This window comes from Dellaglioa sp. CoH-56-MRSF-12 (assembly GCF_056782075.1).
Genome location: NZ_JBXAYD010000001.1, coordinates 128,169 through 150,221, shown reverse-complemented (window position 1 = coordinate 150,221; position 22,053 = coordinate 128,169). Strand labels below are relative to the sequence as shown.

Below are 22,053 nucleotides of genomic sequence, written 5' to 3'. Positions count from 1 at the left end.
TGTACTTTTTTAGTATATACGTAGCTTTGTAGCTCAATTTTATCTACTTATTAATATTTTCTTTAAATAGGTTGTATATATCATCAACTGTATTCGATTTTTTTAATTCTTCCACAAATGAGTCATGGACAAGTAATTTCGATGTATTTGATAAATACTGTAAATGCTTTCCATCATCTTTTTCTGGAATTAGAAATGAGATAACTGTATCTACTGGCTGATTATCAAATGTTTCCCATTCAATAGGCTCACGTAATTTAACAATTAGCATTGCTGATTTATTAATCGATTCATCCTGTGCATGAGGTATCGCAATGCCTTTTTCCATCCCTGTCGTTCCCTCAGACTCACGAATCTTATACTTATTTAAAATATAACTTTCATTATTCGTATATCCTAATTTTTTAGCAAAATTTGCTAAAAAATGTAAGAGTTCTTCTTTATCAGAAACGGCTACGTTCAATTCAATGTTTTTTCTTTTCAATATATTATCGAATTCATTTTCATTCATTTTTATATCATTATCTTGCTCTTGTTCAAAGTTGGTATTACTACCTACATTCATCACTAAACTATTATTTTTTTTAGCTTGGCGACCAGCAATAGCGGCTAGTAAGACAGCAGATACAAGTGATCCAATAATAATCCATAATACCCACAGTAATGGTTTATTCACTAACGGTAATACAATAAATCCACCATGTGGAGCCGGTACACTAATTCTAGTTACATAGGTTAAAATCGCAGCAATCGAAGAACCAACCATAAATGCAGGAATATTTAGTAGCGGATTCTTTGCCGCAAATGGAATTGCACCTTCTGTAATATGAGTTGATCCTAATAAAAAGTTAACGTAACCTGCGCTGCGCTCTTTATCTGAGTATGCTTTTTTGTTGAACAGTACAGCAAACCCTGTTGCCAATGGTGGCGCAATACACGCTGCAGAAACTCCTGCCATAAAGAAATAATTTCCCTGTGCTAAAAGAGCTGTTCCGGTTAAATATGCTGCTTTATTAATTGGCCCACCCATATCTGAAGCACACATAATTCCAACAACTAATCCTAATAGAATGGGACTTGAATTTTCTAAACCCTTTAAAAACGTCATCATTCCTTCATTAATTGTTGCCATTGGAACTGATAGATACCAAATAATAGAGCCTGATAAAAATACTCCAATTACAGGTAAAATAAAAATGGCTTTCAGTCCATCTAATGATTTAGGTAGTTTTTTTAATAAGAACTGTAATATTAAAATCGTATACCCTGCTAAAAATCCACCAATTATTCCACCTAAAAATCCCGTTCCATTTGTATATGCTATCATTCCCGTTACAAATCCAACTATCAATCCAGGTCTTTTACCAATAGCCTCAGCTATATAGGCACATAGAATTGGAACCATAAGATTCATTGCAAATCCGCCAATAGTGTTCAATAAATGTGCTATATCGTTATATTGAGGGCTTTTTATGTCTGCTGAATTAATTCCCCAAAAAAATGATACGGCTGTTAACACTCCCCCAGCAACTACTATTGGTAACATATGTGACACTCCATTCATCACGTACACATACATTTTGTGCCAAAATGAGCCAGATAAATTTACTGTTTCTTCATTCGATGAAATTTTTGCTCCTTTTCGATGATAGGTAGGTAAATTATCATCTGTCAATATTTGATCAATTAATACATCTGCCTCTTTCATACCTTTCGTAACTGACACATTTATCATTTTTTTACCATCGAATCGATCAATATCTACATCTTTATCTGACGCAATTATTACACCATCAGCATCATCAATTTCTTGTTGTGAAAACGCATTTTCTATACCACTTTGACCATGAGTTTCAACTTTAATTGATATACCTCTTTTTTTAGCGGCTTGTTCTAAGGCCTCTTGCGCCATGTATGTATGCGCAATTCCTGTTGGACATCCAGTAGCTGCAATTATTTTATATTTTGTCATCTTAATTCCTCCTTAATATTAGATATTTTTACCTGCTTAGTCAGCTCTTTTACATTCGAAAAATCTGTTAACCCTTTTGAAAATGCCGTTGAACTCGCGGCTGCTATACTTTCTCTAAATACTTCTTCTATTTTTTTGTCCCCTATCGCTACCCCTGCTAAAAAAGTTCCCAACATGGTGTCGCCGGCCCCAGCCGTGTTAACAACGGTTCCTTTAGGGACAGTTCCATATAACACAACCTCTTTATTTATAAACATTGCACCACCGCCACCCAATGATAATAAAATATTTTGTGCACCCAATTTAATTAATTCTTTTGAATAAGTTATCAATTCATGTTGAGATAGTTTATGTTCTACGCCAAACCAACTCATTAATTCTTCATCATTTGGTTTTAAAATATAAGGATTATATTTCAATGTATCCAGTACGGTTTGATAACTAGTATCCAAAACTAGCTTATATCCTTTTTCCTGCGCCTGCTTTGCGATACTAATTAAAATTTCTTCAGAGATTCCGTCAGATAAACTACCAGATACAACTAATGTATCCTTTTCATCTAAATTTTGAATCTTATCCATGAACTGATTTATTTCATCATCACTAACATGTGGACCTTTATTTACTAATTTATACTCCGTATCTTGCTGAATTACTCTTGTAAAAACATTAATTCGTGTATTAGCATCGATATGTACAAAATCAGTTTTTATATTGCACCTTGCCAACTCAGACTCAATATACGCATTAGTAAATCCTCCACCAACTCCAATAGCAGTACTTTCTACGCCTTTCTTTTTTAGAATAAAACTAACATTAACTCCTTTACCATTCGCTTGTATTTCATAATTTTCCGTTCTATTAACAATATTTTTTTTCATTTCATCGGTTTGGATAAAAAGATCAATAGCTGGATTCAATGTACATGTATATATCATAATTTTTACCCCTTTCTTCTACCTACCAATACTACATCTGACAGAAATGAAAAGGTTTTCAATATATGATTTTGTATGCTACAATTGAAAATAAACAAACAATCAAGGTGAGGTGACCAGTAATGTCTCTTAGTAACTCCGAAAAGATTCTTTGGCAAGTCATTCAAGATAACCTAGAAGATATTCCGATATTAACAATAACCAACCTTAGCGATTTAGCTCATGTATCAACCGCTACAGTCGTACGAACGCTCAAAAAAAAAGGCTACAGCGGTTATATGGATTTTAAACAATCTATAATTACTAAAGAAAAAGAAAAAAAATATAAGAATATTCAGAATATGGATCACGATATCCAACAAGTCATTATGAAGAATGAACATGAACTTAATAACACACTACGTATGCTTGACGTTAATACCATAGAAAAAACAGTTCAAAAAATTAAACGTTCAAAAAAAATATACATTTTCTCAAGGGGTTTTTCTGAATTAATTGCAATTGAAATGCTAACAAAATTTGAATTATTAAATAAAAATTGTGTCAGTTTTACGGATCCCAATATTATTAAACAAATTAGTCACAGGATTACATATAATAATATTTTAATTATTATTTCATTGAACGGAACTACTGCAGAACTCCTTGAAGGTGCTAAAAATACGTATAAAAATGGAGCCGATATTATTGTATTAACAACCAACAAATTAAGTCCACTTATTAAATATTCAGATTCCGTGTTTATCGGATTTAAATCTGAAATTTCATATTTCCCTGAATTTGAAGTTAAATCTCGTTTACCATTACAGGTAATGAGCCGTATACTTTTAGATTCTTATGCAATTCGAACAAAGAAAGCTAGCAAATAAATTTATTTCACTTCTACTTTTTTTCATTACTAAATCATTAAAAATAAAGAGGCTAAACATGACGTTTAGCCTCTTTATTTTACTATTTTAATACCTTATCAAACCACGATGTAGCAGTACTTTCAAGAACGACATTTAAATCTTCAATATTCTTTTTACCAACTGTGTTCATCCATTCTTTACCTTTTTCTTCACCATCTTTAGCAAATGGTTCGATACCTTTGCTCCATGTTGCACGTCCACAAAGTACACCATTAAATGTTGATTTTGCTTCATGAGCAAATACTAAAGTATCTTGGAATAATTGTGCCGATACACCACCACTTAAGAAAATAAATGGTAATTTGGTTGCATCACTTTGTTCTTTAAATATATCTAATGCTTCTGTCTTAGAATATACCACCTCATTATCGTCGTTAAACCCTTCCACATAATCCATATTGACTGGCACTTCTACTTTAAGTACATCTACTTTATATTCAGGTTTAGAAAATTCTTTCATCATTTCAATAACTTTATGAGGTTTTACTTTAGCATACTCTGAACCTTTAACATCGTCATTAGTTGCATCATAAGAAACCAATTCTAAAAATAATGGCATATCTTCTGCAGCACATTCTGAACCAAGACGCTCCATATATGCATGTTTCATATTATTAATCTCAGCATTTTCGTCTATATCATAATAAAGTAAGAATTTAATAGCGTCAGCGCCCTCTTCTTTAAGACGACGAACTGACCAATCTGGTAATAAGTCAGGTAAGCGACCTGGGGTAGTAACATCATAACCCGTTTTTTCGTATGCAACTAGTAATCCAGTACTTGCATTACGGACCTTTGCTGCTGGAAGACCATATTCTGGATCAAGTAATATTGCTGAAGCGTATGGTGTTAATTCTGATGAAATTACTTTTTTAAATTCAACGATATCTTCTTCATTTGCTGGCTTATTTGCTGCTGCTGCCAACATTTTTTTTAAAGATCCTCGTTGATCAATTGCTAATGCTGCAATTACGCCTTTTTCATTTGAAAGTGCTTTAAGTCCTGCCAATTTATTTGGTGTCATTTTTATTCCGTCCTTTATTATTTTTTTACTTCTCTCATCCACTTATAATTCTATCTTTGAAGAATATGAAAAGGTTTTTAAAATTTCATTTTTTACATACCAATTAAAAATAACTTAACAATCATAAATACCGTTTACTCCGACTAGCTCTTAATAAAGAATCAGTTAATATCATTTTTTATATTTTAAAGTACCATTTAAATATGTTTCCTCAAAATTTAAATCATGATCTAAAACAATGAAGTCAGCATCTCTACCTGCCGCAATACTTCCGCACTTATCATCAATTCCAACGCTTCTAGCGGGCACATAACTAGCCATTTGGATTGCTTCTTCAGGAGTAGAAATATTCCAATCAACAACATTTTTAACTGCTTCCATTAATTTTAAGACACTACCAGCTAAACTTCCTGACTCTAACCTTGCGGCGCCATCTTTAACAACAACTGGGAACTCACCTAATGTATAATTTCCATCAGGCATTGCACCAGCACGCATACAATCAGTTACTAATACAATGTGGTCTGCTCCTTTAACGTTAATTAAAATTTTAGCAGATGCCGGATTAACATGTTGACCATCACAAATTAGTTCATCATAGACACTACTTAATGACATTGCTGCGCCAACCATCCCTGGCTCTCTATGATTAAGTGGGCTCATTCCGTTATACGTATGAACGAAAATAGATGCACCAGATTCTACTGCAGATTTAGCTTGATCAAACGTAGCATCACTATGCCCCAATGCTACTTTGACCCCTTGTTTAGTTAAGGCCTCAGTAAATTCTTTAACACCCTTTCGCTCAGGTGCAATCGCAATTTTTCGAATAAGTCCATGCGCTAATTTTTGCCAATGCTCAAAAATATCTATACTTGGATCTAAAAAGTATTTAGGATTTTGCGCACCTTTGTGTTTTTCAGTAAAAAATGGACCCTCAAAAAAGATACCCTGTATTTTTGCACCACGTACTTCACCATGACGCTTACCAAAGTCAGAAATAACTTCGTTCAACGTTTCTGGAGCTGCCGTCAATGTTGTCGGCAGAAATGAAGTAACGCCACATTCTAATAAACCTTCAGACATCATTTTTGCGCCCTCAAAATCGTTATCCATCACATCATATCCCTTTAAACCATGGACATGTGTATCTACAAGCCCTGGTGCAATCCATTTACCCGTATATTCTTTGATATCACCATCAGGTTTTTCTTGTTGATAATCACCAAATTTACCATCAATAATTGCCAAGTACCCTTCATTTTCAACCGTGTTTTTCAAGAAAAACTTATCTGCATGAATATAATATATTTCCACCAGTAATGCCTCCTATATTATTTTTGTTAAAAAGAAACTAGCCCATTATCCATAGTCTAGTTCCGCAGGCCTCTTCTAGAATAACTTGAAGAATGCACCTACTAAGCCAACAACTACTGTGAGCCCAATCAACATCAATGGAGATTTACCTTTTTTCAACATCCAGTAACAGAAGAATGTATAAAGAAGCGGTAATAATGCCGGCATCACTTTATCAATAACACCTTTTTGTAAATCAATATCAATTTTCCCAGCATGAATCACAACACCAAATTTAAAGTTAACGTATGTTGCAACCAAGGCTCCAACAACAGTTAATCCAACTATCGACGCAGCACGTGATATTTTTTTTGTATTTTCCTTCATACTCGAAATAGCACGAGTACCAGTTCTATACCCATAATTCATTAACCAGAATAGTAACCCAAAATGCACTGCATTAAAGACAACAAGGAATAAGATCGGTCCAAGTGGATTTCCATTCATTGATAATGAAACCCCAACTCCGGCTGTAATAGGTAGCAACGTTAACCAGAACATCGCATCCCCAATACCACCTAAAGGTCCCATCATTGCTACTTTGATACCACGAATAGTTGATCTATTTTCTTTATTTTCTTCCATTGCTAAAATAACACCTTGAACAAATGTTACTAAAAATGGATGTGTATTAAAAAATTGTAAATGATCAAGCATTGCATATGAGAAATCTTCTTTATCTTTATGAATTTTTTTCAATCCAGGAATTAAACTATAAGTCCACCCACCACCTTGCATACGTTCATAATTAAATGAAGCCTGTAAAAGTAGTGAACGCCAAACCATTTTGTTTAAATCTTTTTTTGTAATTACCTTTTCAACAGTAGGATCGTTATAAGTATCTGGGATCACAACATCATTGCGATCAAATTTCTTTTTAGATGCCATCACTATAGTCCTCCTCTTCATTAACTGTTACGGTTGCTACTTTTTTTCCACCATTATCAGATTTTGCTCCACCAATAAAGAAATCATAAGCAGCGATTGAAATACCAATGATTGCGACTCCTAAGATTGGTAAGTTACCATATGCTGCAACAACAAATCCAATTGCGAAGAATGGTGCGTACGCTGTCTTCCACATAATTTTTAACAACATGGCAAATCCAACAGCTGGCATAATACCACCGGCCGTACTTAATCCTGTTAAGATCCATGCAGGAACGGCTTCAACCATTCCTTGCGCTTTACTTGCACCGAGGAAGATTGGTAAGAACGCCATAATGAAGTAGAAAACAAACAAGATTAGCGGACCCATGTAGTTCAATCGATCAATTTTCTTATCATTACCTTCCATCGCGTATTCATCCATTTTATGCATAACTGGTGAGTAAGCTGTAAATAGTAATGTAACTAAACCTTGTACGGCAACTGCAAATGGTACGGCAATACCAACTGCTAATGTTGGTGTTTGATGAGCAATAATTGCAAATGCGGTTCCCATAATTCCACCAATAACAACATTAGGTGGCTGTGCTCCAGCAAGTGGAACCATTCCAGCCCAAACTAATTCTAATGTACCACCAACAATTAAGCCGGTTTGAAAATCTCCTAATATTAGACCAACTACTGCACCAGTAACGATTGGTCTATGAATATGTGTTAAACCACTATACATATCGATACCGGCAATACCAGCCCATAGTCCAATTAATAACGCTTGTACTAACATATAAATTTCCTCCTTTTTATTATTATATTTACGTTTTTAATATTCTTTCAGTAAGCGCATCATATCTGATGCCTTTTCATTCGGAATACCTTGAACCTCTAGTTCAACACCCAAATCATGCATTTTATTGAATGCTTGAACATCGGTATCATCGACTGAGATAGTTGCCGATAATTGTTTCTTCCCTTCTGAAAAATGTAAATTACCAATATTTACTTTCTTAATTGGGACACCTCCTTCAATAATTTTAGCCATGTCTTCTGGCGTACGAACAACTAATAATATTTTTTGTTTATCCGAGGCTTTACCAATAATACGAATCGTTTTTTTAATATCGAAAAAGCGGATTCCAACAGTTTCAGGAATAACCATCTCCATTAAACTTTGCTGTACATCATCTTTAGAAACCTCATCATTCGCAACTACAACTAGATTAGCGTCAATCGTATTAACCCATGTCATACCAACCTGTCCATGAACAAGTCTGTTATCAATTCTTGCAAGTAAAATGTTTGGTGTTGTCATAATAAATTCCTCCTTGAAATTTTTATTTATAGGCATGTAAAGTTACACCTTTAACTACACGATTTACGGTACCGCTTGGTGAAGGTGTATCTGGTGTGTTTCCCACTTTTACTGAACTTAATAATGAAATAGTTTGCGCATACATAACATCAGCAAGAGCCAGATATCCTTCTGGTAAAAGGGCATCTCCTGATTCAAATGTGAAACGATCACCACTAAAGTTATTCTGTCCCTCAATATCAATCCCAATTACTTTAGCGGCAATTTTATCTCCACTCACTTCTTCTAAAATATCAATATCGTATTGACGTGTATATTCTTGATTGTTAACAAATACAAAAACTAATGTTTTCTCGTTGACGAACGATTTAGGTCCATGTCGGAACCCCATTGAAGAATCAAACATTGTTGTTAGCTTACCTGCCGTTAGTTCAAGAATTTTCAACTGTGCCTCTCTTGTTAATCCCGATAAACTTCCGGACCCAAGATAGACAACCCGATCAAATTCCATATCAATAACAGCTTTTATTTCAGCTTCACGTTTAATCACTTCATGACCCATTGCAATAATAGTCTCAACATATTTTTCTTTAATATCCTTACGTGTTGTATCAAAAATTAATAACGCTGAGAGTGACATACAACTGTATGATCCAGTCATTGCAAATCCCTTATCATTAGACAGCGCAGGCATCATCAATAACAAATTACGTTCGTCATCTTTTGTACCAACAGCAAGTTTCCCTTCCGGAGCACAAGTAATTGTAATTTGATATAAATTTTTAATTATTTTTCTTGAAATTTCAACAGCGGCAACACTTTCAGGACTATTACCACTCCTAGCAAACGAAACTAAAATAGTCGTAGCATCTGGTACTAAATAATCATATGGTGCAGATACGATATCGGTTGTTGGAATACTTTCAAACTGATAATTTGCACGATCCCCGTGGTTACTTAAGTATGGTGTTACAGTATCACCAACATAAGCGGATGTTCCTGCTCCTGTAAAAATGACCCGAATCAACCCGTTCGAGGTAGATTTAACTGATTTTAAAAATGTCTTTATTTCGTCTGACTTTTCACTAAAATTATTAAATGCCTCAGTCCAAAGTTCAGGTTGTTGTTTAATTTCACCTGTTGTAATATTTGCGCCCATTATTTCCAACTCTTTTTCATTCTTCTCAAACATATTAAGCTCTCCTTTAGATGCCATTATCATCTATTTCTACTCTTTTTTTTGTTTCAAATTGCATAATACCTTTTTTACCAGCATCCAGTGCTTTCTCCATAAACGCGCTCATGTTCAAATCCCGGTTAAATAACATATCTAATAACATCGGTATATTCGATCCTGTTAAAACGCTTACATTATTATGCAGTAATTTTATTTTAACTGCTTCATTAAATGGTGTTCCTCCAGGAATATCAGTAAAGAAAACTATTCCATCTAAGCCGTTTAATTTGTTAAGCGCTTTCATATAGTCGCCGCTTAAATCTTCCGCGGTCATTCCTTGTATAAAATCACAAAGAATAAAATTTTCTTGTTGTCCGGCAATAAGTTCAATATTTGATCCCATTCCAGTTGCAAAGTTCCCATGTCCAGCTACTACCATACCAATCATATAATTATCCTCCCTTATTTATTGTGTCGAATATGATAAGTAAATTTATCACCCCTCGCAATACTCAACGTAAATTCAATTACTTCATTTTTTGTGTTATACGTCGTTCGCTCTAATTTAAGAACAGGTGCACCTTCATAAAAATTTAATAAAGTTGCATCATTGCCTGCCATAACACCTGCTGTTAAAGATTCATCAGCCGTTTTTACAATCTGGTTATAATCATCTAAAAAAATGACATACATCGCTTGCTTATTTAATGTCTCCACAGTTAAAGAGGGAAATTTAGCATACGGTAAGTAAGTTCTCTCTAACATCATTGGTTCATCTGATGCAAGTCTTAATCGTTTTAATTTAATTACCTTGGTACCAACTTCAACTTTTAAACCTTGAGCAATAAACTCATTAGCACTAATAACATCAAAGCTAATTATTTTACTACTCGGTTCTTTATCAAGGGAAACCATTTGTTCTGTAAAACTAAACGTTCCCCCTAAATCAGTCTTAATTTTAGCGATATTCGACACAAATGTTCCTTTACCATGTTGGCGATATACATAACCCATTAGTTCTAACTCATTTAGTGCTGTTCGGACAGTCGTACGACTCATATCGTAAGCAATAGATAAATCACGTTCAGACGGTAATTTATCATTCACCTTTAGATTCTTTTCAATTTCTTCTTTTAGCGTATCTACTAATTGATCATAGAGTGGACGCTCATAATTACCGTTTAACATTACTTTTCCCCCAAGTGGTTACTACCACATACATAATATATTATTTTTAAAACTCTTTGTCAATAGTTATTTTTATATTAACTATTATTAAATCATTTGTATTTTCAACATTGGTACCTACCATTAATCATGTTTTTTAATTCCCCCCTTCTAAAGTAATCATATTTCACTTTAAAGTTATAGATTATTAGCGACACACTACTTCGCTGTATAAAATTATCGTGACCGATATGACTTGCTTTCTAATTATATCAATTAAGCATAACTTTTATTTATTAGATTCTAAACTCATATAAATTCTTTCTACAATAAATACGTAAGGGTACTAAAAAGTTACTTTAGTCTAAATAATATACATCTAAAATAAAACGTTTACATTTTAGTAAAAGTTTAGTAAAATGTAGTTGTTAACTAAAAGAATGCGTTTTCACGTTTATTATTTTTATGTTTTGCTATTATGAATAACAATTTCTTTTACCAAAAATCTATTATATAGGAAGAGGTCATTAGAATGGATACAAATAAATTAACGATTGATGCCGAACGATTTGCAGCTGCAATTATTGCCGGAAATCCTAAGCAAACAAATGAAGATAACAAGATATATATTAAACGTCAATTGACGTTATACCTTGAATCAGTTTTGTTAGTTAATGATTTTAATTCTTTAGAAGAAAACCAATTAGGTTCTGCTAAAGAAAAACAACGTCAAGCAATTTTAGATAAGATTATCGAACACAGATATAACTAATTTTAACTACACTCGAAAGGAATTAAACTAATGAAAAATTCTAAAGATTTTAAACAATATGCTTCATATGCCTTTGGTGCATTTGGACATGATGCCTTTTATGCAACACTTAGCACTTATTTTATGATTTTTATTACAAGTCAATTATTCGTTACAAAGGATGCTGGTTTCAACGCTAAAATGATTGGTTACGTCACAACTATGATGGTTGTTATTCGAATTGTTGAGATCTTTTTTGATCCTTTAATTGGTGGCGTTATTGATAATACTCGTACTCGTTGGGGGAACTTTAAACCATGGTTACTAATCGGTTCAATTGTCAGTTCAATTGGATTAATCCTTATTTTCACTGATTTTGGTGGTTTAGCTACAAGCAATCCTTATCTTTACTTAATTCTTTTTGCCATTGTTTATATCATTCTAGATAGTTTCTATTCATTTAAAGATATTTCATTCTGGTCAATGTTACCAGCTCTAAGTGTCGAATCAGAAAAACGGACTAAATTTGGAACAATTGCTCGTTTTGGTTCAACATTAGGTGCTCAAGGTGTTATTATCGTTATCGTCCCAATCGTTGTCTTCTTTTCAAAAATGTTCTCAGGTACAACTGGTAATACACAAACAAAAGCAGGTTGGTTAGGTTTTGCTATTGTTATCGGTTTGGTTTCATTCTTAGGTGCTTTAGCAACTATTTTAGGAACTAAGATTGAAAAAAATGCAATTCGTGAAAATACTGAAAAAGTTCGTTTCCGTGATGTTTTCAAAGTTATCGGTAAAAATGATCAGTTAATGTGGTTATCATTATCATATTTCCTTTTCGCTTTTAGTTATGTTATTACAAATTCACTTTTGATTTACTACTTCAATTATGTTTTAGGTAGTGCAGCTGCATTTACTACTGTTGGTGTTCTAACAGCAGTCTTAGGAATTATTTCAGTTTCATTGTTCCCAACTTTAGTTGCATTGGTTCATCGTCGTGCTATCTACCTTGGCGGAATCGCTGTCATGCTATTGGGTTACATTCTCTTCCTATTTGCTGGTACTAACCTTGTTGTTGTCTTAATTGCTGTTGGCTTATTCTTCTTCCCATATCCACTTGTTTTCTTAGCAGCATTGATGACAATTACGGATAGTGTTGAATACGGTCAATTAAAGAGTGGAACACGTAATGAATCTGTTACTTTAGCAGTTCGTCCTTTGTTGGATAAATTAGCTGGTGCCTTCGCTAATGGTGTTGTTGGTTTTGCCGCAATCCAAGCTGGTATGACAGGTAGTGCTAAACCAAGCGATATTACAAACAGTGGTTTACTACAATTCAGAATGTACATGTTCTTCGTTCCAATGGCCTTAATAATTGTTGCTGCTCTTATCTTTATGTCAAAAATTAAATTGACTGAAGCTAAACATGCTGAAATCGTTACAGAATTAAAAAAGAAATTAGATTAATATAATTAAAAAAACAGCGATCAGATAAAATCTGGTCGCTGTTTTGCTGTCTAATCGTTAAGTCCTTTACCATCAAGAATTTTCGGAATATATTTAATAATTCTAGCCTCACGCGTTTCTGTTTTTTTAGCATCTGCAAAATAACGTGCATACGTTTTTTGACGTCCAAGCGTTAACGTTTCAAAAAATTCTTCCAATTCTGGCATTTCATTCATTTTTTTCTGGAATTCCACTGGCAACACTAATTCAGTTGGTTTACCCTTAGGAACCTTTAACCCAGCCTTTTCTGCATTAATTGCTTGTTGAATGTAATCACTTATCTCTACTTTTAAATCAGTAACATCTTTTAAGCTATGAAATCTAATTTGGCGACCAACCTCAGTATGTTCGCCCGTTGGAACTAAAATACCCTTACCATCATCAATCAGAGTTCCTTTTAAGAAAAGTAATGCCATATACTCTTTAAATCCTTGAATTAAGACAATATTTTTACCATTTAGTGTATAACAAGGTTTGCCCCATTTAAATTCTTCAGTCAGTCCCGTTTCGAGTGCAAGTTCTCTTAACTGTGTCATTTCTTCTTTCCATTGTGTTGCTTTTTCTAAGTGTAAATCAACTTTTGGATTCTTTTTAATTTCTGTCATTGTCTTAACCCCTTTATTTTATAATCTTTTTTCTGGATTTAATTGTAGCCCAATCAATGAACATAACAAGAAAAATGCAGCTAATAATATCGTTTTAGTTCCCATTATCGGTACCATAGCACCCATAGAAATTGCGCCAAAAAGAAATGCTAAGACGACACCCAACATCCGCCAACCTTTAGCCATTGCGATTATATTACCTTTAACAATTCCGTCATAAAAACTTTCAGCCATTGTCCTCAAATTACCCGTCATCATAAATGACGTAAAAGGTCCTCCGTTGATTTGTCTAAATTCTTGAAGTTGAGCTGCTGCAACCATTGAAATGATTCCTGTAGATAACTGTGCTGGCCAATTTCTTGGAATAAATGCAACAATAATTAAAAGGATCGTCTCAATACCGATAACAAATCGTTGTCGTTTATTAATTGAATCTTCTTCTTTAAATCGATGTTGCAGATTTCTAGTTATAATAATACCAATCATAAAAGCAAAAATTGGAATCAGATGATCGAATATGGCCCCCCATTTCATTTGGCCCATATCAATACCTAATATAATTAAATTTCCGGTTTGCATACCAGCGAAAACACCATCATGTACGATATAGGTATACGCATCAAATCCCCCGCCGGCAAATATTAATCCAGCGAACAGTACCCTATCCAATAGTGACATTGGTTTTTTCATCAAATCCTTCTTTCAGATTGTACTTAAAATATTCTTTCAAATTAAGTATACTAAATTATCAGAAGTTAACAAGAATATACGATTAATTTTTACTATTAAAGACGTTATCAAGCGATTTTTTCTGTTTTAAAGTTTATAATGAAATTAGTTTTTATAAGACAAGGGAGATTACTTTTATGCATTTAGCCATTATTGGTGCCGGACCACGAGGTCTGATTACACTTGAACGACTCATTGCTTGGCAACAAGCAGATCCTTCAAATTCACCACTTACTATTGATTTATATGATCCATATGGTGTTGGTGGGCGCGTATGGTCACCAACTCAACCACACGAATTAATCATGAATACCGCAGCTCAACAAATTAGTTTATTCTATGGAACAAGCGTCCAATCTATTGGTCCAGTTATCCCAGGACCAAACATTTTCGAATGGGCTCAATCTGATGCTCATGATTTTATCGAAATAAATAATTATTCAGCGGATTTTTTAACTGAAATTAAAGATTTACATCCAAACGATTATGCAACAAGAGCACTTTTTGGTGTTTATATCCAATGGTACTACGCTGAATTACTTAAACGTGCCTCTAACAATATCACAATTAATTTGAATAAAAGTACGGTTACACAAATTTCAAAAAAAGCTGATCAATTTGAAATCACAACCGCCTTACCTTCAGTTAGCATCGTTGACTATGTCGTAATGTCTTTAGGTAATCTTGAAAATGAATTATCTGTCGGACAAAAAAGATTTGATACATTCGCTACAGAAAACAAGTTAACTTATGTTTTACCAGGCTTTCCAAATGAAACAAAACTAGATCATATCACGCACGAAGATACTGTTATTTTACGTGGCTTAGGTCTTAGCTTCTTTGATTTAGTGACCCGTTTGACTGTAGGCCGTGGTGGTCTATTTAAGCGATTAGAGAACGGGCAACTACAATATCAAGCAAACGGTAACGAACCTCACATTGTGGCAGGTTCGCGTCGTGGATGGCCTTATCATGCCAAAGGGGATAATCAAAAATCACCCGGCGAAGAAACTCAAGCTCATTTTTTAACGGCGGCTAAAATGGCAGTTTTCATGGAAAATGGTACCGTTTCTTTCAATGAATTTTGGACCTTATTAAGTCATGACGTTGAATATCAATATTATTCATTACTTGTCGCACAGAATTATCCAAAAATCGATTTAACAAAATTCCAATTAGCTTTCTTAAAAGATCCTAAAGTAACCGTTGAGCGATCAATTATTCTTGAAGAAGATCGCTTTAATTGGGATCATCTAGGAAATCCAATGACTAAAAAACCTAATGAAGATTTCAAAGCCGTTATGTTAGACCATTTACAAAAAGATGCAGTAGATGCAAAATTAGGTACTAAGACCGGACCATTGACCAGTGCTCTTGAGGTTTTACGTGACTTACGTCTTCCGGTTAGACAATTAATTGATAACCGTCTCTTAACAGATGATGACTATTTAACTAACTTCTTAGGCTGGTTTAATTCATTAAATAACTTTTTAACAATCGGGCCTCCTACCATTAGAGTTGAACAATTACGGGCACTCGTTGAAGCTGATGTTGTTACACTATTAGAACCTGGAATGGTCGTCGATACTAAAGATCATCAATTTGAAACATATAGTGCAAACCAACCAGATCAACGCTACTTAGCAACAACTCTAATTGAAGCACGCGTTCCTGCTGTTCATGCGACAACAGCAACAAGTCCTTTAATAAAACAGTTACTCGATACAAAAATCGCCAATCCTTTAATTTTAAATCCAACTAAAGGTGATTCTGTTATAGATGGCGCAGTCAACGTTGACCCTGTCAGCAATTTATTACTAGATGAGCATAAGACACCGCAACCTGGTTTATACTTCTGGGGTGTTCCGACTGATGGTGTTCATTGGCTAACAGCTGCAAGTCCAAGACCTTTTGTAAATGATGTTAGTTTACGCACAGCTAATGATATTGTTAAAGCTATTTTTACAGAAGAGTCACATAAATAATAATTAAAAAAGTGAATCATACCCTATATTGAGAATAGAGTATGACTCACTTTTTTAATATCTTTTACCTATTAAATTGACGTTAATTAATCCTAAAATAATAATTTTCTACTTGAGGATAACATTATATTCTAAATCATGATAAAATCATTAACTAGATATCCATCAACATTTCTTTATTAATTATGCTACTTAAATCAAAGGAGAAAAATGATAAAATCAATTATGCACGATGAAATATTTCTCGCACAAAAAGCTGAGATTGCAACTAAAAATGATGGCTCAATCGTAACCGATTTATTAGATACATTAGAAGCAAATAAAGAGGTTTGTGTTGGAATGGCTGCCAATATGATTGGTGTGAATAAACGAATTATCGTTTGCCAATTTGGTAATCTAAATGTTCCCTTTATTAATCCTAAGATTACAAAAAAATCTGGACGTTACAACGTCAATGAAGGTTGCCTTTCGTTGACTGGCGAACGTCCAGCACAACGATATGATTCCATTACAGTTGATTATTTAGACAAATCATTTCAACCACAAACCCAAAAGTTTTCAGGTTGGATGGCACAAATCATTCAACACGAAGTCGATCATTGTGAAGGTATTATCATCTAAATGAAAAAATCTCGAGAAAATAAATTCTCGAGATTTTTTTATTATTTAAATTTAAGCTTGAGCAGTTGGATAAATCGTAAATTCATTAACATTAACTTCTTCTGGTTGATCAATGGCAAACTTAACCACGCGTGCAATTGCGACCGGATCAATTCCAACTTGTTCATAAAATGACGACATCCCTGAAAGGGTTTGTTCATCCGTAATAGTATTTAATAATTCTGTGTTAATTGCTGCTGGATATAAGGTTGATGTTCTTATATTTGTTTTTTCCATAGCACTTTCTGTCCTTAGAACTTCCATTAAATTACGGACAGCAAATTTTGTTGCGCCATAAACACCTGCATCTGGGAATGATTTAATGCCTGCAACAGATGATGTTGTAATAACATGTCCATGTTTTTGTTCAATAAATATAGGCAACACTGCAGCAATTCCGTTCAATACACCTTTGATATTGATATCAATCATATCATCCCATTCATCCGTTTTTAAAGCCGATAAGGGCGAGTTAGGCATGATTCCAGCATTATTGAATATAACATCTATCCCACCAAAAGTTTCTTGTGCTAAAGTAACTAAATTCTTAACGTCACTTGCCTTAGTGACATCAGTAACGGCATATGTTGCCTGACCACCATTCTTTTTAATTTCTTCAACAATCTTTGCTAACTTAGCTTCACGACGAGCACCTAAAACGACTTTAGCCCCACCTTCAGCTAACATTCTGGCCGTTGCTTCACCAATACCACTTGATGCTCCTGTAATAACAACAACTTTATTTTCTACTGACATATCATTATCCTCCAATTTAATTAGTATGTTTACATTACTCTTTAAAGTGCACTCTAAGTCAACAAAAAAAGACTCATTTTTATACAAAATAAAAGTGAGTCTCTAGTACCTATTTATTTAAACGGTAAGCAGCGTGATATAAAGGGCCTACGTATTCATTAAATGCAAAACCTGATTTAATTCCAGCAGTTACAAAATCTTTTGCTTTATAGACAGCTTCTTTAACTGACAATCCGTTTGCAAGGCCCGCAGTTATGGCCGCTGCAAATGTACATCCTGCTCCATGATTATAAGCAGGCGTTATCTTTTCAGTTTCTAAAACCTCAAATTGAGTTCCATCATAAAATAAATCAAGCGCCTTTTCACCCTTAAGAGCTTTACCGCCTTTAACAACGACATTTTTTGCACCTAACTCATGAATCTTAATAGCTGCTTGTTTCATGTCGTCAAGTGATTTCAAAGTTCCCATTCCAGATAAAACACCAGCTTCAAACAAATTAGGCGTTGTGACTGTCGCAATTGGGATCAATAAATCACGGATAGCATCAGCTGCTTCTGGATTTAATACTTCATCTTCACCTTTACAAACCATAACAGGATCAATCACAACATTCTTAATCTCTTTTTCTAAAATGCTTTCACGAGCTACTTCTGTAATTGCAACACTACCAAGCATCCCTGTTTTCATTGCAGCAATATCTCCGCCGGCACCTGTCGTTTTCAACTGTGCTTTTACTAATTCAGCATCCATAACAGTTACGTTATGTGCCCATCCAGCATCTGGATTCATGGTAACAATTGAAGTTAGCGCAACCATACCATAAGTTCCAAACTCTTCAAATGTTTTCAAATCTGCTTCCATACCAGCGCCACCACTTGCGTCGCTACCAGCAATTGTTAAAACCTTAGGAATTATTTTCGTCATTACTAATCTCCCTTTTATTGGATGATTTATTTTTAAATTAATATTATTTTATCATACGCCTTGTTATAAACAGCGATACTATTAGGAGTCTTACGCTTCAGAAATATATCGGTATCATTAAAGAGCCACTCAAAATTTTAAATGACAGCTTTCACTTCTTATAAACCTAATGACATAAAAAAAGTTTTTTTATTTATCTAATTTTTGATCGACACTTTTTGTTTCTCTTAATAAAAAGACTGCTGCTAGAATTCCAATAATCATAATGACCAATGATGTTAAAACAACTTGAATCATGCCTTTATCAAAAGCTGTTAAAACAATCTTTTGAACTTTATCAGCATAAGGAGTCGCTATTATTTTTTGACTCCACGCAACCATATGTCCAGAAAATGCTCCTGCATTTACTAAGGCTTGCTGAATACCCGTTGCAGCTACACTAGGAATATGACTATCACTAAAACCAGTGCTCAAACTTGATTCATATGCTTTAGTTTGTGCTAAACCAAGAATTACAACGCCTACTGTTATTCCAATTTGACGAAAAACATTCAATAAACCAGATGCCATGCCAATTTCTTTTGGATTAATATTATCCATAGCAGCAGTATTAATCATCGGATTAATAATAGCGTTACCCAATCCAGTTAATACAAGAAGCGGAAGTAATTGCATGTAGGTAAAGTCCGTTGTTGTTACCTGGCTAAACGTAAATAAACCAAGTGAGGCAACGATAAATCCAAGTGAAATCATCCACTTTTTACCAAACTTGTATCCTAGAACTCCTGTAAAAGGACCTAAGACAAGCGACCATAAACTCATAGGTAGTTGATGTAATCCCGTGGAAAAGGCTGAATATCCCATATAATTTTGCATTAAACTTGTTTGATAAGCGGCTAACGCAAAGATACCAGCACCAAGTGCAAATGCAAGAATTACAACACCAACAAAATGACGATTTGTTAATAATGTTAAATTCATCATTGGCGATTTAACTTTTAACTCTACAAAAACAAAGGCAGTTAAGATTAAAATTGATGCAATTAACCATCCCATAACATGCATATCAGTCCAAGCCCAATGCATATGTTGTTCTTTTTGAATTAAGCCATAAATACCAGCAAATAATCCAACTGCTGAAAGAATCATTCCTATAAAATCAATCGATTCCCCAGCGCCATATGCAGGTGTTTCTTTAACATTTCTAATAACCAAATAAATCGCAATGATACCGACCGGTAGATTAACAAAGAAAATTGAAGGCCAACCAAAGTTCTCAACTAAAAATCCACCAACTAAAGGTCCGATTGCTGTTGAGAATCCAATAACTGATCCTAAAATACCAAGTGCTGTCCCACGTTCTCGGCCTTCAAAGTTAGACGCAACTAACGCCATTGATAAACTCATCATTCCTGAACCACCAATTGCTTGAACTGCTCGACCAAAATCAAGAACTAATAAGTTTGGTGCAAGCCCATTTACAACAGATGCAATCGTAAACAAAATTGTACTAGCGATGAAGACTTTTTTTCGTCCAAACATATCACCTAATTTTGAAACAATTAATAAACTGACTGCATACATTAACGTATATGCATTTAATATCCATTGTAAATCACTAAATGTTGTTTTAAAATCAACTGCCATACTTGGTAAAGCAACATTTACAACAGTAACATCTAAAAGGCCCATAAAAACACCTAAACTCATAGCGAACAATGCTACCCAACGATTTGTTGCTTTTTTCATTTTTTATTCTCCTTTTGTATATCTTTAATTTGCTCCACTACACCAATATAATTCATACCACATATTTTAAAGCAATAAGTTTCATTCCATTTAGAATCATGGACGACCATTTTTCCAATACCAATCGTAACTTATATCCTGACATATTACGACTCATTAGTACTGTTAAAATTAATAATCTATACATATCACTTTAGCGTCTTTCTTCGAAGTCCTTTTAGAAATCACTATTAGACTCATATAAGTATAGTTTTTTTAGCCCTATTTGCAAGTTTTTTGTAAAGCTAATATTTTGCCAATATACCTTAATCATGATAAGTTTTACTTATAATAAGTAAATAAAAAGGAGATTTTATAATGGCAAAATTAACAGAAGATATGAAAAAAATGATTCCTGAACAACTTAATTTTCTTTCAACCGTAGATGAAAATGGGTTCCCACAAGTTGGTCCTAAAGGATCAATGCGTGTTTTTGATGATACGCATTTGATTTATAATGAAGAAACAGCTAAACATGCATTACACAATCTTCAAAATAATGGCCGTGCAGCTGTTGCTGTTATAGATCGTCCTAATCTAAAAGGCTTCCGGTTTGAAGGCACAGCACATTTAATTGATTCCGGTAAAATTTTTGACGATGCTGTTAAATTTGGTGAAGAACGCCATTTACCAAAAATGTACTATGCTGTCATCATTGATGTTGAACGTATTTACAAATTAGATGCTGGCCCAACTGCTGGTGATTTAATTGCTGATTAAATATTAAGACAAAAGGACTAAATCCCGTAAATGGGATTTAGTCCTTTTGTCTTATTTTTGAGCTAATTGTTCTAAAATAGCTAATCCAACACCATCTTCATCATTCTTTTTTGCATGATGATTAGAAATATCTTTATTAATTTGATGACCATTCTCCATTGCATAACTGATACCTGCAGCTTTTAACATCGATATATCATTCAAATTATCGCCAATTGCCATCACTTCTGACATAGGAATACCCATACTATCAGCAAATTTTTTCAACGCAATCCCTTTTTGTGCATTAACATGATTAACTTCAAGATTATTATCCCCTGAAGAAGTCACAATGAGTGTTTCATTTTCTTCAATTTTATTTTTTAAAACAGATAAGTCATCTGATTCATCCGTTTTTCGAATAAGAAATTTAAACAAATCTATTTCAGAATCATCAATAATTTCACTGTAATCGTCTATATAATGAATAGGATTTAAGTTTAATTTGATAACCGCTTCATCATATTTAAGAGGATCATCTGAATAAACACCTTTTGACGTCATAACTTTGAAAAAGGCATGTTCATTCTTCAAAAATTTAATGAGTTTTTGTGCCTCTTTTTTTGATATTGGAAAACTATTAATTTGTTTGCCTTCCTCAGTTACCGTAGCGCCCCCATTATAATTAATCATCGGTGCACTAATACCTGCTGCGTCAATTAAGGGTTTTACCTCATCATAACTTCGTCCAGTGGCAACAACAAAAGTCACTCCCATTTCTTGAGCCTTCTTAATAGCCGCTGCGTTACCCTTCGAAATACTATTTTCATTATTTAATAACGTGCCGTCCATATCTGATGCGATAATTTTAATCATACTTACTAGACACTCCTCTGATTTCAGTTTA

22 protein-coding genes are annotated in these 22,053 nt (G+C 34.0%); 6 read left to right on the top strand and 16 right to left on the bottom strand.

Translation table 11 applies throughout. The features are described from left to right. Nucleotides 1–43: 43 nt before the first annotated feature. Both AC1RPY_RS00725 and pfkB read right to left on the bottom strand, forming a co-directional pair. Complete coding sequence (locus AC1RPY_RS00725) at nt 44–1,972, bottom strand: fructose-specific PTS transporter subunit EIIC (protein ID WP_481761026.1); 1,929 nt, start codon at nt 1,970–1,972, stop codon at nt 44–46. Then, a complete protein-coding gene (gene pfkB, locus AC1RPY_RS00720; RefSeq protein ID WP_481761027.1) occupies nt 1,969–2,910 on the bottom strand; it encodes a 1-phosphofructokinase in 942 nt (313 codons plus the stop codon). Before pfkB ends, AC1RPY_RS00725 begins: the two co-directional genes overlap by 4 nt. 122 nt (nt 2,911–3,032) lie before the next feature. On the opposite strand from pfkB, the gene AC1RPY_RS00715 reads away from it, so the two are divergent. Next, entirely contained in the window at nt 3,033–3,779 is a 747-nt protein-coding gene (locus AC1RPY_RS00715; protein ID WP_481761028.1) for a MurR/RpiR family transcriptional regulator, read from the top strand. 82 nt (nt 3,780–3,861) lie between these two features. Here the strand turns inward: AC1RPY_RS00715 and lacD are convergent, their stop codons facing one another. The 8 genes from lacD to AC1RPY_RS00675 form a co-directional block, all read right to left on the bottom strand. Then, nucleotides 3,862–4,845 carry a tagatose-bisphosphate aldolase gene (gene lacD, locus AC1RPY_RS00710; protein ID WP_481761029.1) on the bottom strand — a complete coding sequence of 328 codons (984 nt, stop codon included), beginning with the start codon at nt 4,843–4,845 and terminating at the stop codon, nt 3,862–3,864. Nucleotides 4,846–5,016: 171 nt separating this feature from the next. After that, complete coding sequence (gene nagA, locus AC1RPY_RS00705) at nt 5,017–6,162, bottom strand: N-acetylglucosamine-6-phosphate deacetylase (RefSeq protein ID WP_481761030.1); 1,146 nt, start codon at nt 6,160–6,162, stop codon at nt 5,017–5,019. A 75-nt stretch (nt 6,163–6,237) separates the two neighbouring features. Beyond that, the gene (locus AC1RPY_RS00700; RefSeq protein WP_481761031.1) at nt 6,238–7,089 is read right to left on the bottom strand and encodes a PTS system mannose/fructose/sorbose family transporter subunit IID; all 852 of its coding nucleotides are present in this window, start codon (nt 7,087–7,089) and stop codon (nt 6,238–6,240) included. Continuing rightward, nucleotides 7,079–7,873: a PTS N-acetylgalactosamine transporter subunit IIC gene (gene agaW / locus AC1RPY_RS00695; protein ID WP_481761032.1), complete on the bottom strand. Its 795-nt coding sequence runs from the start codon at nt 7,871–7,873 to the stop codon at nt 7,079–7,081. The genes AC1RPY_RS00700 and agaW overlap by 11 nt, the downstream gene beginning before the upstream one ends. Nucleotides 7,874–7,909: 36 nt before the next feature. Beyond that, the gene (gene agaV / locus AC1RPY_RS00690; RefSeq protein ID WP_481761033.1) at nt 7,910–8,398 is read right to left on the bottom strand and encodes a PTS N-acetylgalactosamine transporter subunit IIB; all 489 of its coding nucleotides are present in this window, start codon (nt 8,396–8,398) and stop codon (nt 7,910–7,912) included. A 22-nt stretch (nt 8,399–8,420) separates the two neighbouring features. Beyond that, nucleotides 8,421–9,590: an AgaS family sugar isomerase gene (locus tag AC1RPY_RS00685; RefSeq protein ID WP_481761034.1), complete on the bottom strand. Its 1,170-nt coding sequence runs from the start codon at nt 9,588–9,590 to the stop codon at nt 8,421–8,423. A gap of 13 nt (nt 9,591–9,603) precedes the next feature. Beyond that, nucleotides 9,604–10,023, bottom strand: a complete 420-nt coding sequence (gene agaF, locus AC1RPY_RS00680; protein ID WP_481761035.1) for a PTS galactosamine/N-acetylgalactosamine transporter subunit IIA — start codon at nt 10,021–10,023, stop codon at nt 9,604–9,606. A gap of 14 nt (nt 10,024–10,037) precedes the next feature. Continuing rightward, a complete protein-coding gene (locus tag AC1RPY_RS00675; RefSeq protein WP_481761036.1) occupies nt 10,038–10,763 on the bottom strand; it encodes a GntR family transcriptional regulator in 726 nt (241 codons plus the stop codon). A 511-nt stretch (nt 10,764–11,274) separates the two neighbouring features. On the opposite strand from AC1RPY_RS00675, the gene AC1RPY_RS00670 reads away from it, so the two are divergent. Together AC1RPY_RS00670 and AC1RPY_RS00665 are read left to right on the top strand one after the other, a co-directional pair. After that, entirely contained in the window at nt 11,275–11,514 is a 240-nt protein-coding gene (locus AC1RPY_RS00670) for a hypothetical protein (protein WP_409021786.1), read from the top strand. A gap of 30 nt (nt 11,515–11,544) precedes the next feature. Next, nucleotides 11,545–12,960 carry a glycoside-pentoside-hexuronide (GPH):cation symporter gene (locus AC1RPY_RS00665; protein WP_481761037.1) on the top strand — a complete coding sequence of 472 codons (1,416 nt, stop codon included), beginning with the start codon at nt 11,545–11,547 and terminating at the stop codon, nt 12,958–12,960. Between the two features lie 50 nt (nt 12,961–13,010). Here the strand turns inward: AC1RPY_RS00665 and AC1RPY_RS00660 are convergent, their stop codons facing one another. After that, entirely contained in the window at nt 13,011–13,604 is a 594-nt protein-coding gene (locus AC1RPY_RS00660) for a YdeI/OmpD-associated family protein (protein WP_481761038.1), read from the bottom strand. Nucleotides 13,605–13,622: 18 nt separating this feature from the next. Further along, complete coding sequence (locus tag AC1RPY_RS00655; protein WP_481761039.1) at nt 13,623–14,294, bottom strand: YoaK family protein; 672 nt, start codon at nt 14,292–14,294, stop codon at nt 13,623–13,625. A 176-nt stretch (nt 14,295–14,470) separates the two neighbouring features. Here AC1RPY_RS00655 and AC1RPY_RS00650 point away from each other — a divergent pair, with 176 nt between their 5' ends. Continuing rightward, nucleotides 14,471–16,318 carry an FAD/NAD(P)-binding protein gene (locus AC1RPY_RS00650; protein WP_481761040.1) on the top strand — a complete coding sequence of 616 codons (1,848 nt, stop codon included), beginning with the start codon at nt 14,471–14,473 and terminating at the stop codon, nt 16,316–16,318. 210 nt (nt 16,319–16,528) lie between these two features. Then, the gene (locus AC1RPY_RS00645) at nt 16,529–16,939 is read left to right on the top strand and encodes a peptide deformylase (protein WP_481761041.1); all 411 of its coding nucleotides are present in this window, start codon (nt 16,529–16,531) and stop codon (nt 16,937–16,939) included. 51 nt (nt 16,940–16,990) lie between these two features. On the opposite strand, the gene AC1RPY_RS00640 is transcribed toward AC1RPY_RS00645, so the two are convergent. The 3 genes from AC1RPY_RS00640 to AC1RPY_RS00630 all read right to left on the bottom strand — a co-directional run bounded on the left by AC1RPY_RS00640 (nt 16,991) and on the right by AC1RPY_RS00630 (nt 20,408). Continuing rightward, nucleotides 16,991–17,734 (bottom strand): SDR family oxidoreductase, encoded by a 744-nt coding sequence (locus tag AC1RPY_RS00640; RefSeq protein ID WP_481761042.1) that lies wholly within the window; start codon nt 17,732–17,734, stop codon nt 16,991–16,993. A 109-nt stretch (nt 17,735–17,843) separates the two neighbouring features. Continuing rightward, entirely contained in the window at nt 17,844–18,659 is an 816-nt protein-coding gene (thiD, locus tag AC1RPY_RS00635; RefSeq protein ID WP_481761043.1) for a bifunctional hydroxymethylpyrimidine kinase/phosphomethylpyrimidine kinase, read from the bottom strand. A 189-nt stretch (nt 18,660–18,848) separates the two neighbouring features. Next, nucleotides 18,849–20,408: an MFS transporter gene (locus AC1RPY_RS00630; RefSeq protein ID WP_481761044.1), complete on the bottom strand. Its 1,560-nt coding sequence runs from the start codon at nt 20,406–20,408 to the stop codon at nt 18,849–18,851. Nucleotides 20,409–20,765: 357 nt separating this feature from the next. Here AC1RPY_RS00630 and AC1RPY_RS00625 point away from each other — a divergent pair, with 357 nt between their 5' ends. Next, nucleotides 20,766–21,167, top strand: a complete 402-nt coding sequence (locus tag AC1RPY_RS00625; protein WP_481761045.1) for a pyridoxamine 5'-phosphate oxidase family protein — start codon at nt 20,766–20,768, stop codon at nt 21,165–21,167. Nucleotides 21,168–21,218: 51 nt separating this feature from the next. Here the strand turns inward: AC1RPY_RS00625 and AC1RPY_RS00620 are convergent, their stop codons facing one another. Continuing rightward, on the bottom strand, nt 21,219–22,022 hold the full coding sequence (locus AC1RPY_RS00620; protein WP_481761046.1) for a Cof-type HAD-IIB family hydrolase: 804 nt from the start codon (nt 22,020–22,022) through the stop codon (nt 21,219–21,221). Nucleotides 22,023–22,053 lie beyond the last annotated feature (31 nt).

Bases quoted from the DNA above. Each gene is read 5' to 3' on its own strand.
- AC1RPY_RS00725 (WP_481761026.1), bottom strand. From the start codon at position 1,972: ATGACAAAATATAAAATAATTGCAGCTACTGGATGTCCAACAGGAATT.
- pfkB (WP_481761027.1), bottom strand. From the start codon at position 2,910: ATGATATATACATGTACATTGAATCCAGCTATTGATCTTTTTATCCAA.
- AC1RPY_RS00715 (WP_481761028.1), top strand. From the start codon at position 3,033: ATGTCTCTTAGTAACTCCGAAAAGATTCTTTGGCAAGTCATTCAAGAT.
- lacD (WP_481761029.1), bottom strand. From the start codon at position 4,845: ATGACACCAAATAAATTGGCAGGACTTAAAGCACTTTCAAATGAAAAA.
- AC1RPY_RS00700 (WP_481761031.1), bottom strand. From the start codon at position 7,089: ATGGCATCTAAAAAGAAATTTGATCGCAATGATGTTGTGATCCCAGAT.
- agaW (WP_481761032.1), bottom strand. From the start codon at position 7,873: ATGTTAGTACAAGCGTTATTAATTGGACTATGGGCTGGTATTGCCGGT.
- agaV (WP_481761033.1), bottom strand. From the start codon at position 8,398: ATGACAACACCAAACATTTTACTTGCAAGAATTGATAACAGACTTGTT.
- AC1RPY_RS00685 (WP_481761034.1), bottom strand. From the start codon at position 9,590: ATGTTTGAGAAGAATGAAAAAGAGTTGGAAATAATGGGCGCAAATATT.
- agaF (WP_481761035.1), bottom strand. From the start codon at position 10,023: ATGATTGGTATGGTAGTAGCTGGACATGGGAACTTTGCAACTGGAATG.
- AC1RPY_RS00675 (WP_481761036.1), bottom strand. From the start codon at position 10,763: ATGTTAAACGGTAATTATGAGCGTCCACTCTATGATCAATTAGTAGAT.
- AC1RPY_RS00670 (WP_409021786.1), top strand. From the start codon at position 11,275: ATGGATACAAATAAATTAACGATTGATGCCGAACGATTTGCAGCTGCA.
- AC1RPY_RS00665 (WP_481761037.1), top strand. From the start codon at position 11,545: ATGAAAAATTCTAAAGATTTTAAACAATATGCTTCATATGCCTTTGGT.
- AC1RPY_RS00660 (WP_481761038.1), bottom strand. From the start codon at position 13,604: ATGACAGAAATTAAAAAGAATCCAAAAGTTGATTTACACTTAGAAAAA.
- AC1RPY_RS00655 (WP_481761039.1), bottom strand. From the start codon at position 14,294: ATGAAAAAACCAATGTCACTATTGGATAGGGTACTGTTCGCTGGATTA.
- AC1RPY_RS00650 (WP_481761040.1), top strand. From the start codon at position 14,471: ATGCATTTAGCCATTATTGGTGCCGGACCACGAGGTCTGATTACACTT.
- AC1RPY_RS00645 (WP_481761041.1), top strand. From the start codon at position 16,529: ATGATAAAATCAATTATGCACGATGAAATATTTCTCGCACAAAAAGCT.
- AC1RPY_RS00640 (WP_481761042.1), bottom strand. From the start codon at position 17,734: ATGTCAGTAGAAAATAAAGTTGTTGTTATTACAGGAGCATCAAGTGGT.
- thiD (WP_481761043.1), bottom strand. From the start codon at position 18,659: ATGACGAAAATAATTCCTAAGGTTTTAACAATTGCTGGTAGCGACGCA.
- AC1RPY_RS00630 (WP_481761044.1), bottom strand. From the start codon at position 20,408: ATGAAAAAAGCAACAAATCGTTGGGTAGCATTGTTCGCTATGAGTTTA.
- AC1RPY_RS00625 (WP_481761045.1), top strand. From the start codon at position 20,766: ATGGCAAAATTAACAGAAGATATGAAAAAAATGATTCCTGAACAACTT.
- AC1RPY_RS00620 (WP_481761046.1), bottom strand. From the start codon at position 22,022: ATGATTAAAATTATCGCATCAGATATGGACGGCACGTTATTAAATAAT.